Source organism: Erwinia sp. S38 (assembly GCF_016624545.1).
GTDB classification, from domain to species: Bacteria; Pseudomonadota; Gammaproteobacteria; order Enterobacterales; family Enterobacteriaceae; genus Erwinia; species Erwinia coffeiphila.
In genome coordinates, this window is the sequence record NZ_JACVTS010000005.1 from 234,775 (window position 1) to 249,253 (window position 14,479).

The window sequence follows — 14,479 nt, forward strand, 5'->3', positions numbered from 1 at the left end:
CCGGATACACTGCGCAATCCTTGTGCCGTTAACCGGCCATTTGTTTTTCGCGGATTTCCGCCAGCGTTTTGCAGTCGATGCACAGATCGGCAGTTGGACGCGCTTCAAGGCGACGGATACCGATTTCAACGCCACATGATTCACAGTAGCCGAAATCGTCGTCCTGCACTTTCTTCAGCGTCTTCTCGATCTTTTTGATCAGCTTGCGCTCGCGGTCACGGTTACGCAGTTCAAGACTAAACTCTTCTTCCTGTGTTGCGCGGTCAGCGGGGTCCGGGAAGTTAGCAGCTTCATCCTGCATGTGCGAAACCGTGCGGTCCACTTCATCCCGAAGCTGGTTGCGCCAGGCTTCAAGGATCTTCTTGAAGTGCTCCAGCTGGGCTTCATTCATATACTCTTCGCCCGGCTTCTCTTGGTATGGCTCCACCCCAGCGATGGCGAGAATACTCAGGGACGATGTTTTACGGTTTTGCCCTTCTTGCATGTTGTTTCTCCTGGATAACACGCACTATACCCTTCACTTCTCAGGCTGCAGATACTGTCAGCCGGCGAAGTACCACACGGCTATTACCTGCCCTGCATCCCGAGACTGTCGGGCATCGATCCCCCGGAGGGGAAAAAACAGGCCGCTATAAATAACAGAAGCGATTAAGGTTGGCAATTATTCCTGAACATGCCTTGACAAGCATGTGAGGAAGAGCGTATTTGGCCCCTTGCCGAAAGCGTGCTTATAACAGCAAATTGCGCCAATTTTTACAACTCTACCTTCAGGGGCCGAATCAGGCTTATCCCTTCGGGTGATAACTGCGCCTTATAGCAAAGCAGCTCAACGCCATTTTGCTGTGCCTGTACCAGTAGTTCTGCGTAGCGCGCATCAATGTGACTTGCGGGGGCAACGTCCTCAATCCCCGAGTGCAGAACGGCGAAAAACAGAACTGCCCGTTGGCCGGATTGCGCGATCTGGCTCAGCTCGCGCAGATGCTTCTGACCACGCGTGGTCACCGCGTCCGGGAAGTACCCTTTGCCCTGCTGTAACAACGTAACGGATTTGACTTCAATATAGCAGTTACGGCAACCCTCTGCCTGTAACAGGAAATCAATACGGCTGTTTTCGGCGCCGTATTTAACTTCAGGTTGCAGGCGGGTGTAACCGGATAATTCTGCAATCCGTCCTTCTTCCAATGCTTCACGTACTAACGTGTTAGCCCGCAGGGTATTAATACATATCAACTCTCCGCTTTGCGTCCCGGTCAGCTCCCAGCTGTGGGGATACTTTCGTGTCAGACTGGCGGAGGTGGAATACCACACGGTATCCCCCGGCGTGGCACAGCCGGTCATCGCGCCGGTATTGGCGCAGTGAATCGTCAGCGTCTCGCCGTCTGGCGTGATCACATCGGCCAGAAAGCGCTTGTAGCGTTTAATCAGCGTGGCCGATTGCAGGACGGGACTGTATTCCATAGGAATTCCTTATTGAAGCGCCCAGTCCTTAATCTCCTTAATACGGGTTTTCCCGCGGGAGAAGTGCGACTGAAACAGCACAAAACGCCCGACGGGCAGCGACCAGCTAAAATGGCGTGCTGGCAGCTTTACCGGCTGCGTAGCCTGGCGCAGTAATGTGACATGCGGATGAAAGGGTTGTGGCGATTGATAGCACCCGCTGCGGGCTGCCTGGGAACGCAGCAATTCTGCCAGCTGGAGCAGGCCCCGCGGTGCACGGTGCGGCCCGAGCCAGATCGTTCCTGAACGCGGCCAGTGGCCGGCATCGTCCAGTGTCAGGGTGAATCCCGGCTGCCGAATGCGCCCGGCCAGTTGCATCAGCATCTGCGCTTTCTCATCGCTCACTTCGCCCAGATACGCCAGCGTCAGATACAGGCTCTCGGCGGCAACGGGAAAACCGGCCTCAGTGGGAAAGCTGTCGGCACGCCACTGTATAATCTGCTGCTTCACCTCACCCGGCAGATCGAGGCCGAAGAACAGCCGTTTAGATGCGCCCATCGCGTCCTCCGGTAAATTAAACCCGGGAATGCTACAATGCGCGGAAGATTAAGACCATGTTGTTATGGAGCTAAACGTGAGTTCATTACCGGTCAGTGCCATTTTGCCCGAGCTGCTGGTGGCGCTGGAATCCTTCCCTCAGGTCCTTCTGGCAGCTCCCACCGGTGCCGGGAAATCCACCTGGCTGCCGCTACAGATTTTAAAGCAGGCTTCCTTTAGCGGGCGCATTCTGCTGCTGGAGCCGCGCAGGCTGGCGGCACGCAATGTGGCGCAGCGGCTGGCGGAACAGCTGGGGCAGGAGCCGGGTGGGATCGTCGGTTACCGTATGCGCGGCGAAAGCCGCAGCGGGCCGCAGACCCGGCTGGAGGTGGTGACGGAAGGGATCTTAACCCGCATGTTGCAGCAGGACCCGATGCTGGACGGCGTGTCGTTGGTCATCCTTGATGAATTCCATGAACGCAGCCTGCAGGCCGATCTGGCCCTGGCGCTGCTGCTGGATGTGCAGCAGGGGCTGCGTGATGATCTGAAGGTGCTGATTATGTCGGCAACGTTGGATAACGCGGCGCTAAGCAAACGTCTGCCGCAGGCACCGATGATTGTGTCTGAAGGGCGATCGTATCCGGTGGACCGCCGTTACCAGCCGCTGGCGACGAATCAGCGTTTCGACGAGGCGGTAGCCCGGCAGACGGCGCAGCTGCTGCGTGAAGAACCGGGATCGCTGCTGCTATTTTTGCCCGGCGTGGCGGAGATCCAGCGGGTGCAAACTCAACTGGCTGAGATGATCGCGGCCGATATCGATCTTTGCCCGCTTTACGGCGCGCTGCCGCTGTCCGAGCAGCAAAGGGCGATCCTGCCCGCGGCGGAGGGGCGGCGTAAAGTCGTGCTGGCAACCAATATTGCCGAAACCAGCCTGACGATTGAAGGTATCCGGCTGGTGGTGGACAGCGCGCTGGAACGTAGTGCGCTGTTCGATGTGCGCACCGGCCTGACCCGTCTGCAAACCCAGCGCGTCAGCCAGGCTTCGATGACCCAGCGTGCCGGTCGTGCCGGGCGACTTGAACCCGGCATCTGCCTGCATCTGCTGGCGAAAGAGCAGGCGGAGCGCGCGGCGTCACACGGCGAACCGGAGATCCTGCACAGCGATCTCTCCGCCCTTTGGCTGGATCTGCTGCAGTGGGGCTGTCGTGATGCCGATCAGCTAAACTGGCTGGATCGCCCACCTCAGACGGCTATTGATGCCGCCCGACAGCTTTTATGTCAGCTGGGCGTGGCAGACGGCGGCGGACAGCTGACTACGCGCGGGCGTAAAATTGCTGCGCTGGGCAGCGAGCCGCGCTTCGGGGTGATGCTGGCGGCAGCGGGTGACAGTGCCGATGCCGTTGCCACCGCCGCGCAGCTGGTGGCGATGCTTGAAGATCCACCGCGCGGCAGTATCGACCTGCGCGACGGTTTTCATCGCCGTCTGCCGCACTGGCAGCGCCGGGCAAAGCAGCTCCAGCAGCGGGCGGGCATCAGCGGTGGCACAGTGGATGAGGATCGCCTTGTTCCGCTGCTGGCGGCGGCTTTCCCGGACCGGATTGCCCGGCGCCGCGGCGATGGGGGGCGCTATCAGTTGGCGAACGGCAGCGGTGCCACGCTGGAAAATGATGAGGCGCTGACCCGCTACGAATGGCTGATTGTGCCATCGCTGCTGCAAAGCGGTAGCCAGCCCGATGCGCGAATATTGCAGGCGCTGCCGGTAACGATTGACTCCCTGATCCGTGAGGTTCCGGCGCTGGTACAGCAGCAAACGGAAGTGGAGTGGGACGAAGAAAAAGGCACGCTGCGCGCCTGGAAACGTGAACAGATCGGCCAGTTGGTTCTTAAATCGCAGCCGCTGGCTAAGCCCGATGAGCAGGAACTGCATGCCGCCATGCTGCGCTGGGTGCGCGGCAAAGGGCTGAGCGTGCTGAACTGGACGCCGCAGGCCGAACAGCTGCGACTGCGGTTATTGTGTGCTGCACAGTGGCTACCGGAGGCCGAGTGGCCCGGCGCGGATGAGGCCACGCTGCTGGCCGCGCTTGAACAGTGGCTGCTGCCGGCGATGAGTGGCGTACGCGACGGTAAAGGACTGAAGCAGCTGGATGTGGTGGGGGCGCTCTTACAAATGTTGACATGGTCACAGCGTCAGCAACTGGATACTGTGTTGCCAACTCATTACACTGTGCCCACCGGAAGTCGGCTGCCGATCGTCTACCATGATGATAAGCCCCCGGTGCTGGCGGTGCGACTGCAGGAGATGTACGGCGAAGCGCAGAATCCCAGCGTTGCGCAGGGAAGAGTGCCGCTGGTGCTGGAGCTTTTGTCTCCGGCGCATCGGCCGTTGCAAATAACGCGCGATTTGGCGGCCTTCTGGGCCGGAGCATACCGTGACGTGCAAAAAGAGATGAAAGGGCGCTATCCAAAGCATCTGTGGCCCGACGATCCCGCCAGCGCGCTCCCCACGCGGCGGGTTAAAAAATTTTCCAACCCGTCATAAGCCCCGGCTTTGTTTAGCTGGCATGACGGCCGCGCTATTTCGGAAGGTTCTTCTTCCACAATAGCCAGAGTAAGACGAGAGTAGTCGGCGTTGCCGACGCCTGCCTCAGGAGAAATGAAACGAATGTCTGACGATCGCGAGCCTATCGGGCGCAAAGGTAAGCAGCCCAAGCCAACGCGGAAATCTGCGGGAAAAGGTCGCTACAGGGAAGAAGAGTATGACGAATATGACGATCAGGATGATGACCAGGAAGACGAGGAGGTAACCCCGGTGCCACGTAAGGGAAAAGGTACACCACCGCGTAAAAAACGCCGTTGGCTAAGACTGCTGCTTAAACTGCTGGTGATCTTTATTGTGGCGATGGCCGCCTATGGCGTTTATCTTGATTCACAGATCCGCAGCCGTATTGATGGCAAAGTCTGGCAGCTGCCGGCCACGGTCTATGGTCGTATGGTCAGCCTCGAGCCGGGCATGTCCTACAACAAAAAAGAGATGATCGCTCTGCTGGAAGGCACGCAGTACCGCCAGGTCACGCGCATGACGCGCCCCGGTGAATTCACCGTGCAGGCCAACAGCATTGAGATGATCCGCCGTCCGTTTGATTTCCCCGACAGTAAAGAGGGGCAGATCCGCGCACGTCTCAGCTTCAGCGGCAACAGCCTGAGCGACATTAAAAACCTCGATAACGGGCGCAGCTTTGGTTTCTTCCGCCTCGATCCGCGGCTGATCACCATGCTGCAGTCGCCGAACGGCGAACAGCGCCTGTTTGTTCCCCGCGCTGGTTTCCCGGACCTGCTGGTGGACACGCTGGTGGCTACCGAGGACCGTCACTTCTATCAGCATGACGGCATCAGCTTCTACTCAATTGGCCGTGCGTTCCTCGCCAATATTACCGCCGGTCGCGCGGTACAGGGCGGCAGTACGCTGACCCAGCAGCTGGTGAAGAACCTGTTCCTGACCAACGAACGTTCGCTGTGGCGTAAGGCGAACGAAGCCTACATGGCGCTGATTATGGATGCCCGCTACAGCAAGGATCGTATCCTTGAACTGTATCTGAACGAGGTTTACCTCGGTCAGGCGGGCAGCGATCAGATCCGTGGCTTCCCGCTGGCCAGCCTTTACTATTTCGGTCGTCCGGTTGATGAGCTGAGCCTCGATCAGCAGGCGCTGCTGGTGGGCATGGTGAAGGGCGCGTCATTGTACAACCCGTGGCGCAATCCTAAGCTGGCGCTGGAGCGTCGTAACCTGGTGCTGCGTCTGTTACAGCAGCAAAACGTGATCGACCAGGAACTCTACGACATGCTGAGCGCGCGTCCGCTGGGCGTGCAGCCGAAAGGTGGAGTGATTACGCCGCAGCCTGCATTTATGCAGATGGTACGTAACGAGCTGCAGGCGAAGCTGGGTGATAAGGTTAAAGATCTCTCCGGCGTGAAGATTTTCACCACCCTGGATTCGGTTTCGCAGGATGCGGCGGAGAAATCCGTTGAGGATGGCATTCCGGCGCTGCGTAAACAGCGTGGCCTGAACGATCTGGAAACCGCGATGGTGGTGGTCGATCGCTTCAGCGGTGAAGTGCGCGCAATGGTCGGCGGTGCCGATCCGCAGTTTGCCGGCTATAACCGTGCGCTTCAGGCGCGGCGTTCAATTGGTTCACTGGCGAAACCAGCGACCTATCTGACCGCGTTGAGCCAGCCGGATACCTATCGTTTGAACACGTGGATTGCCGATAATCCGATCTCGCTGAAGCAGCCTAACGGCCAGATCTGGCGTCCGCAGAATGACGATCATCGCTTCAGCGGCCAGGTGATGCTGGTGGATGCGCTGACCAACTCGATGAACGTGCCGACGGTGAATCTGGGGATGACGCTGGGCCTGCCGCAGGTGGTGGATACCTGGACTAAGCTGGGCGTGCCGAAAGATCAGCTGCAGCCGGTTCCGGCTATGCTGCTGGGTGCGTTGAACCTGACGCCAGTTGAAGTTGCGCAGGCTTTCCAGACGATTGCCAGCGGCGGTAACCGTGCTCCACTGTCGGCGTTACGCTCGGTGATTGCGGAAGACGGTACCGTGCTGTATCAGAGCTTCCCGCAGGCGGAGCGTACGATCAGCGCGCAGGCGGCTTACCTGACGCTCTATACCATGCAGCAGGTTGCCGATCACGGTACGGCGCGTGCGCTGGGTGCCAAATATCCGAAAGCGATGCTGGCAGGGAAAACCGGTACGACCAATAACCTGGTGGACAGCTGGTTTGCCGGGATCGATGGTAAAGAAGTGGCGATTACCTGGATTGGTCGTGATAACAACCAGCCGACCAAGCTGTACGGGGCCAGCGGGGCGATGCAGCTGTATCGCCGCTATCTGGAAAATCAGGCACCGATGCCGCTGCAGCTGACGCCTCCTGAGGACATCGCCCGAATGAACGTCGACTCTGCCGGTAACTTTGTTTGTGGCTCAGGCAGCAGCAGCTGGCGCTCCCTGCCGGTATGGACCACCGACGCCGATGCGCTCTGTCAGCAGCAACAACAGCAGCATATGCTGCAGCAAAACAACAATCCTCAGCAGAATCCTCAGGGGCAGCCGCAGACTCAGCCGCAGCAGTCACAGGATCAGCAGAAGGATAGCGATGGCGTCGCTGGCTGGATTAAGGATATGTTCGGTCAATAATCAACCTGAACATATCAGCATAACCGGGGAGATAATCTCCCCGGAAATAAAGCGCACTTCGGCATATCAGTAAAAAATAAGACCCGAATTCGATATTGTTATCAATTCGGGTTTTTTATTCTTATGGGATTTGTGAATAATTAATTGTTTGTATTAACTATTTATTTTAACCTTGCGTGCTATTTAAACTTTTATTTTACATCCTTTTATAAAAACAGGATCGTGAGCGCATTTTTTAAACATCTGTTTCAGAGAGTATGGGATCGCTGATTAATTTTATTAAGGGGATAATGCATGAAGCATAATTTAATTGTTTCCAGCTTGCTGTTTAGTGCTACGTTATTATCGACGACCGCCATTCAGGCAGCCGAACAACCGCAATTAAAGCCCGCTCCACTTCACGAAGAATCTTATACCGTCGACAGCCTTTACTACCTGCCACCGCCGCCGAAACAGGGGGATGCTGTCTTTGAAAATGACAAAGCGGCCTATCGTAACGGCTTCAAAATGAAGGGATCGGCGCGCTGGAAGCAGGCGGCGGAAGATGCCGATCTTCATCAGGCCAACCAGGCGAAAGTCTGGTCGGAAGCGCTGGGTGTTAACATCAGTGAGGCGACGACGCCTGCAACCTGGAAAATGCTGGGGGAGTTACTGGTGGTGGGAGCCGACTATGCCAGCAACCGTGCGAAGCAGCATTATATGAGAATCCGTCCTTTCGTGGTGTTTAATAATCCGACCTGTTTACCGGCCGATGAGCCGGCATTAAGAAAAAATGGTTCCTATCCGTCCGGGCATACCGCCTTTGGAACAGTGACGGCGCTGACATTCTCCCAGGCAAAACCTGAACGGGCAAAAGAGCTCATGAAGAAAGGCTATGAATTTGGTCAGAGCAGGGTAATTTGTGGAGATCACTGGCAGAGCGATGTTGACGCGGGTCGATATGTTGGTGCAACGGAATATGCGCGTCTGGAAACGCTGCCTGAATTCCATAAACAAATAGAACAGGTTAAATCCGAACTTCATCCGTAAGTATCTTTAATCTATTTCCAGCAGGATTATTGATTTGATATAGATATTATTTTTAACCGCGCAAACAATAATCTCCTTTCGGGTTACGTGGGCAATATGCACGTAACCCTTTCTGCGTTTCAACAAGCCGATTTTTTCTTGCAGAACTTGCTTTGTTTCGCATATTATCTAATCGTTATAATAATAATTCTCGTTTAGCTTCACATTTACCACTCACTCAATCACTCTTTGTTCAGAGAAAAGCAATATGGCCCATTCGCGTGATTTTTCATCAAATAATTCAAACATAAACACCCGTAAGCGTCAGCTGGCAATTTTTGTTGCCCTGTCGCTGGCGGGGATCGGCAATGCAATTGCCGCCGGTGAACAGACGATCACCGTGAGTGCTAACGCCGCGAATGGACCGCAGGAAAGTGCATGGGGACCGGCACCAACAATAGCCGCAAAACGTTCGGCAACCGGAACGAAAACAGATACGGCGCTTGAAAAGAATCCCCAGTCCGTTTCGGTGGTGACCAGCCAGGAAATCGAACTGCGCCAGCCGCAGTCGGTCAAAGAGGCTTTTGGCTACAGTGCGGGAGTAATGGTCGGTAACCGTGGTGCCTCTAACGTCATTGACGCGCTGGCGATTCGCGGCTTTAGCGAAACCAATACCAATCAGTATTTTAATGGCCTGAAATTACCCGCTGACTTCTATTCTGAATTTAGCATCGATCCTTACTTCCTGGAGCGCGCGGAGTTGCTGCGTGGTCCTACGTCCGTGCTTTACGGGCGTAGCAACCCAGGTGGAATTGTATCGATGATCAGCAAGCGTCCGACCACGGAAACGCTGCGTGAAGTTCAGTTCCAGATGGGCAGTAACAACCTTTATGCCACCGGTTTTGATTTTGGCGGCGCGCTGGATGACAACAACGAATTTTCCTATCGTCTGACCGGTAAAGCCAGCAGTGCCGACGCACAGCAACAGATGAACAAAGAGAAGCGCTACACCATTGCGCCTTCGTTCAGCTGGCAGCCAGATGAGAAAACGAACTTCACCTTCCTCAGCTATTTCCAGAACGAGCCGGAAACCGGCTACTACGGCTGGCTGCCGCGTGAAGGGACGGTGGTTCCGCTGATCGACGCCAATGGCAATCAGCACAAGCTGTCGACCGATTTTGATGACGGTGACGGGAAAAATAAAATTTCCCGCAAGCAGCAGATGGTGGGCTACAGTTTCGACCACGAATTTAATGACACCTGGACCGTGCGCCAGAATCTGCGCTATGCGAAAGTGCAAACTGATTACCGCAGCCTGTACGGTTACGGCGTGATACCGGGTACCACAACCCTGCAGCGCTCGACCGCTGTCTCTGATGAAGATCTGAGTTCGTTCGCTGTTGACACCCAGGCACAGGCTAAATTCGCTACCGGTGCCGTGGATCACACTCTGCTGCTGGGTGTGGATTTCCAGCGTATGCACAATGATATCAACGCTGGATTCGGCTATCTGGCCGGTTCTTCACTTGACCTGTTAAACCCACAGTACAGCGAAGATGCAATGGTTACCACTTATCCGAATAGCGTGGTGGACAAGCAACAGCAGACCGGTCTGTATGCGCAGGATCAGATGGAATGGGATCGTTGGGTCCTCACGCTGGGCGGTCGTTACGACTATGCGATGACCTCCGTTTACAACCGCAATGCTGCCGCCGGAACCGATCCGCTAGATAAGCGTAACGACCAGGCCTTTACCTGGCGCGGAGGCATAAACTACGTCTTTGATAACGGTATTGCACCTTACGCCAGCTACAGTGAATCCTTCATTCCAACGTCAGGGAAATCGTTCACCCAGCAGGCATTTGAACCTTCCCGCGCTAAGCAGTACGAAGCAGGCGTGAAGTTTGTGCCGAAAGATCGGCCGATCATTGTAACCGCAGCGGTCTATGAGCTGACGAAAACCAAAAACCTGACCGCTGACCTGGTGAATCCAGGTTACAGCATTATGGGCGGCGAAATTCGCTCACGCGGCATTGAGCTGGAGGCCAAAGCAGCGGTTAATGCCAATATCAATGTGTTGGCGTCCTATAGCTTTACCGATGCAAAGTACACCAAAGATTCCGAGCTTCAGGGCCAGCGTCCGGTGCAGGTGCCAAGAAATATGGCTTCCCTGTGGGCCGACTACACCTTCCATGAAACGGCGCTTAGCGGCCTGACCATCGGCAGTGGTATACGCTATGTGGGTAACACCGTCGGTCAGTACAGTACCGGCACCGATATTAATAAAAACTTCAGCGTAGCCTCCTACTCGGTGGTTGATGCGGCGGTGAAATACGATCTGGGGCGCTTCGGCCTGCCGGGCTCTTCCGTCGGTGTGAATATCAACAACCTGTTCGATCGCGAATACGTTGCCAGCTGCTACCGCGACTACGCCTGCTACTGGGGCGCGGATCGTCAAATCATTGGTACGGCTACCTTCCGCTTCTAAATGTCTAACCGGGCGCAGTTCGCTGCGCCCGCCAATCAGAAGATCGCTATGCAACCTCAGCACGCTACAGAAACGACTTTCTCTCTCGATAATGTCAGTTTTACCGTTCCAGGCCGGACGCTGCTTCAGCCGCTGTCTCTGACCTTTCCTGCCGGAAAAGTCTGTGGGCTGATTGGCCACAACGGTTCCGGTAAATCCACCCTGCTTAAAATGCTTGGCCGCCATCATGCGGCAACGGCGGGGCAGGTGATGCTCAACGATCGCCCGGTGGCGGACTGGCAGAACAAAGCCTTCGCCCGTGAAGTGGCCTATCTGCCGCAGCAGCTGCCTGCCGCTGAAGGGATGACGGTGCGCGAGCTGGTGGCGATTGGCCGCTACCCGTGGCACGGTGCGTTAGGGCGTTACGGTATTGAGGACCGCGAACGCGTGGATGAAGCCATTGCGCTGGTCGGCCTGAAGCCGTTTGCCCAGCGACTGGTGGACAGCCTCTCCGGAGGAGAACGCCAGCGTGCGTGGATTGCCATGCTGGTGGCGCAGAACAGCCGCTGCCTGCTGCTGGATGAACCGACTTCCGCGCTGGATATTGCCCATCAGGTTGAAGTGCTGGCGCTGATCCAACGCCTCAGCCGCGAGCGTGGTCTGACGGTGATTGCCGTGCTGCACGATATTAATATGGCTGCCCGCTACTGCGACCACCTGGTGGCGCTGCGCGGCGGTGAAATGATTGCTCAGGGCGATCCCGAAGCGATTATGAACGGCGACGTGCTACAGGAAATTTACGGTATTCCAATGGGGATATTGCCGCATCCGCAGGGTGGGGCACCGGTAAGCTTTGTTTACTAAGGATTGATTGTGACCCCGGATATCACACGCCGCCGTCTGCTGACGGCGCTCGCTTTTTCTCCGCTGCTCGCCCATCTTCCCGCCATTGCCCAACTGCCGACCGAAGAGCGGATTATCGCACTGGAGTGGCTGCCGCTGGAGCTGTTGATGGCGCTGGGCGTAACGCCAATGGGCGCGGCCGAACTGTTTAATTACCGCCAGTGGGTCGGCAAGCCGGAGCTGCCGGCTTCGGTTGTTGATGTCGGGCTACGTACCGAACCTAATCTTGAGCTGCTCACCCAGATGCGGCCGTCGCTGATCCTCTATTCTCAGGGCTACGGTCCCGATCCGGCCCGCTTCGAGCGCATCGCGCCGGGTATGGGCTTTTCCTTTAACGACGGTAAAGGTAAACCGCTGAGCGCCGCGCGTGATTCGCTGATGGCGCTGGCTAAGCGTATTCAGCGCGTGCCGCAGGCGGAGGCCCACCTTGCCGAGCTGGATGCGCTGATCCTGCGGGTGAAAACCCGTCTGGCGGCGCGACCGCAGCGCCCGCTGCTGCTGATGTCTATCTTTGACGCACGCCATGCCATTGTGTTCAGCGCCAACGGTCTGTTCCAGCAGGTGATGGACGATCTGGGGCTGGTTAATGCCTGGAAAGGGGAGAGTACCTTTTGGGGCAGCGTGGTGGTCGGTATTGAACGGCTGGCCGATATGCACGATGTTGAGGCGATTAACTTTGAGCACGACAACCAGAATATTATCGACCAGGTGACGTCCGCTTCGCTCTGGCAGTCGCTGCCGTTTGTCCGCGAGGGCCGTTTCCGCCAGGTGCCGCGCGTGTGGTTCTACGGCGCAACGCTGTCGGCTATTCAGCTGATCCATACTCTTGACAGCGCGCTGGGGGAAAAATGATCAAAACGTATCGCTTACCCATTTTCCTGCTGCTGCTGCTGTTTGTTTCCGCGCTGCTGCTGACCCTCAGTAACTTTAAACATCATCTGCCGATGGATCAGTGGCTGCTGGCGCTGCGCTCCCCGGACGCCGATAACATTCAGCAAATGGTGTTCCACCACAGCCTGCTTTCGCGCCTTGCGCTGTCGCTGCTGGTCGGTGCCGGGCTGGGGCTGGTCGGCCTGCTGTTCCAGCAGGTATTGCGCAACCCGCTGGCGGAGCCAACCACGCTTGGCGTGGCTAGCGGTGCTCAGCTCGGTATCACTGTGGCTACGCTCTGGAGCCTGCCCGGTGGATTAGTCACCCAGCAGCTGGCGGCGACCATCGGAGCGGTGGCTATCGGTCTGCTGGTGTTTGGCGTGGCGTGGGGTAAACGCATGTCGCCGGTAACGCTAATCCTCGCCGGGCTGGTGCTGTCGCTCTACTGCGGTGCGGTAAACCAGATTTTCGCCATCTTTAACCATGACCAACTGCAAAACATGTTCCTGTGGAGCACCGGTTCACTGAATCAGATGGACTGGAGCAACGTCAGCTTTATCTGGCCGCGCCTGCTGGCCGGTGTGGTGCTGACGTTGCTGATGCTGCGGCCGATGACCCTGATGGGCCTGGACGACGGCGTGGCGAAAAACCTTGGGCTGGGGCTGTCGCTGGCGCGTTTTGCCGTACTGGCGATCGCCATTCTGATCAGCGCCTCGCTGGTGAATGCTGCCGGGATTATCGGCTTTATCGGGCTGTTCTCTCCGCTACTGGCGAAGATGCTCGGCTTCCGTCGTCTGTTCAGCCGTCTGCTGCTGGCACCGCTGATCGGTGCGCTGCTGCTGTGGCTGGCGGACCAGTGCGTGCTGTGGCTGACCGATCGGCTGGGGGAAATTTCCACCGGTACGGTTACCGCAGTGATCGGTGCGCCGCTGCTGCTGTGGCTGCTGCCGCGCCTGCGGACCGGTGGCAGCGGTCCGGCGATGAACTTTGGCGATCGCGTGCCGGCGGAACGGCAGAACGTGCTGCTCTGGTCGCTGTGCGGCGGCGGAGTCATGCTGGTGCTGGCGGCGATCGCACTGAGCTTTGGCCGCAATGCCGATGGCTGGGTATGGGCAACCGGTGACCTCTGGCAGCAGCTGCTGCCGTGGCGTGGCCCAAGGTTGGTGGCCGCGCTGGCCACCGGGATGATGCTCGGCGTGGCGGGCTGTATGGTGCAGCGCCTGACGGGGAATGCGATGGCCAGCCCGGAAGTGCTGGGCATCAGCTCCGGTGCCGCCTTCGGCGTGGTGATCATGCTGTTTATCGTGCCCGGTGATGCGTTTGGCTGGCTGCTGCCTGCGGGTACGCTGGGGGCGGCGGTGACGCTGCTGATCATCTCGATTGCTGCCGGGCGGGGTGGTTTCTCGCCGGAACGTATGCTGCTGGCGGGGATGGCACTGAGTACCGCCTTTACCACCATCACCATGCTGCTGCTGGCCAGCGGCGATCCGCGGATGGCCAGCCTGCTGACCTGGATGGCGGGATCGACCTACAAAATCGATGCCCCGCAGGCGCTGCGCACGGTGATCATCGCCGTGGTGCTGATTGCGCTGGTGCCGCTCTGCCGTCGCTGGCTGACCGTGCTGCCGCTGGGCGGCATGACGGCGAAAGCGGTAGGCATGGCGCTGACGCCTTCGCGGCTGGCCCTGCTGCTGCTGGCGGCCTGTCTGACCGCTGCCGCGACGTTAACCATTGGTCCGCTGAGTTTTGTCGGGCTTATGGCACCGCATATGGCGCGTATGCTCGGCTTCCGCCGCGCGCTACCGCAGCAGGTGATGGCTGCGCTGCTGGGCGGTGGCCTGATGGTCGCGGCCGACTGGTGCGGGCGCATGCTGGCCTTCCCCAATCAGATCCCGGCGGGGGTGCTGGCAACCTTTATCGGCGCGCCGTACTTTGTTTATCTGCTGCGGAAGTCGTGATGAAAAAGACGAACCCCATCTGAAAAAAGGGGTTCATCAGCAATATGAACGGGGCGAAAGCCCCGTTTTTTATGCTGAGGTCAGCGACAGATGGCCGCT

The 14,479-nt window shown here is 57.6% G+C and carries 10 protein-coding genes; 7 read left to right on the plus strand and 3 right to left on the minus strand.

Annotated elements, in window-relative coordinates; all coding sequences use genetic code 11:
* Positions 1 to 28: 28 nt before the first annotated feature.
* The 3 genes from dksA to thpR all read right to left on the minus strand — a co-directional run bounded on the left by dksA (position 29) and on the right by thpR (position 1,995).
* Positions 29 to 484 carry an RNA polymerase-binding protein DksA gene (gene dksA, locus IBT46_RS08240; RefSeq protein WP_105595421.1) on the minus strand — a complete coding sequence of 152 codons (456 nt, stop codon included), beginning with the start codon at positions 482 to 484 and terminating at the stop codon, positions 29 to 31.
* A gap of 269 nt (positions 485 to 753) precedes the next feature.
* A complete protein-coding gene (gene sfsA / locus IBT46_RS08245) occupies positions 754 to 1,458 on the minus strand; it encodes a DNA/RNA nuclease SfsA (protein WP_200545277.1) in 705 nt (234 codons plus the stop codon).
* Between the two features lie 9 nt (positions 1,459 to 1,467).
* Positions 1,468 to 1,995 carry an RNA 2',3'-cyclic phosphodiesterase gene (gene thpR, locus IBT46_RS08250; protein WP_200545280.1) on the minus strand — a complete coding sequence of 176 codons (528 nt, stop codon included), beginning with the start codon at positions 1,993 to 1,995 and terminating at the stop codon, positions 1,468 to 1,470.
* A gap of 76 nt (positions 1,996 to 2,071) precedes the next feature.
* On the opposite strand from thpR, the gene hrpB reads away from it, so the two are divergent.
* The 7 genes from hrpB (at position 2,072) to fhuB (ending at position 14,380) form a co-directional block, all read left to right on the plus strand.
* Positions 2,072 to 4,513, plus strand: a complete 2,442-nt coding sequence (gene hrpB / locus IBT46_RS08255) for an ATP-dependent helicase HrpB (RefSeq protein WP_200545282.1) — start codon at positions 2,072 to 2,074, stop codon at positions 4,511 to 4,513.
* Between the two features lie 123 nt (positions 4,514 to 4,636).
* Positions 4,637 to 7,174: a bifunctional glycosyl transferase/transpeptidase gene (gene mrcB, locus IBT46_RS08260; protein ID WP_200545327.1), complete on the plus strand. Its 2,538-nt coding sequence runs from the start codon at positions 4,637 to 4,639 to the stop codon at positions 7,172 to 7,174.
* 294 nt (positions 7,175 to 7,468) lie between these two features.
* Positions 7,469 to 8,203 carry a phosphatase PAP2 family protein gene (locus IBT46_RS08265; RefSeq protein ID WP_234480022.1) on the plus strand — a complete coding sequence of 245 codons (735 nt, stop codon included), beginning with the start codon at positions 7,469 to 7,471 and terminating at the stop codon, positions 8,201 to 8,203.
* 247 nt (positions 8,204 to 8,450) lie between these two features.
* Positions 8,451 to 10,670 (plus strand): ferrichrome porin FhuA, encoded by a 2,220-nt coding sequence (gene fhuA, locus IBT46_RS08270; RefSeq protein WP_200545284.1) that lies wholly within the window; start codon positions 8,451 to 8,453, stop codon positions 10,668 to 10,670.
* A gap of 48 nt (positions 10,671 to 10,718) precedes the next feature.
* Positions 10,719 to 11,513 (plus strand): Fe3+-hydroxamate ABC transporter ATP-binding protein FhuC, encoded by a 795-nt coding sequence (fhuC, locus tag IBT46_RS08275; protein WP_200545287.1) that lies wholly within the window; start codon positions 10,719 to 10,721, stop codon positions 11,511 to 11,513.
* Between the two features lie 9 nt (positions 11,514 to 11,522).
* A complete protein-coding gene (fhuD, locus tag IBT46_RS08280; RefSeq protein ID WP_200545288.1) occupies positions 11,523 to 12,404 on the plus strand; it encodes a Fe(3+)-hydroxamate ABC transporter substrate-binding protein FhuD in 882 nt (293 codons plus the stop codon).
* Positions 12,401 to 14,380, plus strand: a complete 1,980-nt coding sequence (fhuB, locus tag IBT46_RS08285; RefSeq protein ID WP_234480023.1) for a Fe(3+)-hydroxamate ABC transporter permease FhuB — start codon at positions 12,401 to 12,403, stop codon at positions 14,378 to 14,380. The genes fhuD and fhuB overlap by 4 nt, the downstream gene beginning before the upstream one ends.
* Positions 14,381 to 14,479: the final 99 nt, after the last annotated feature.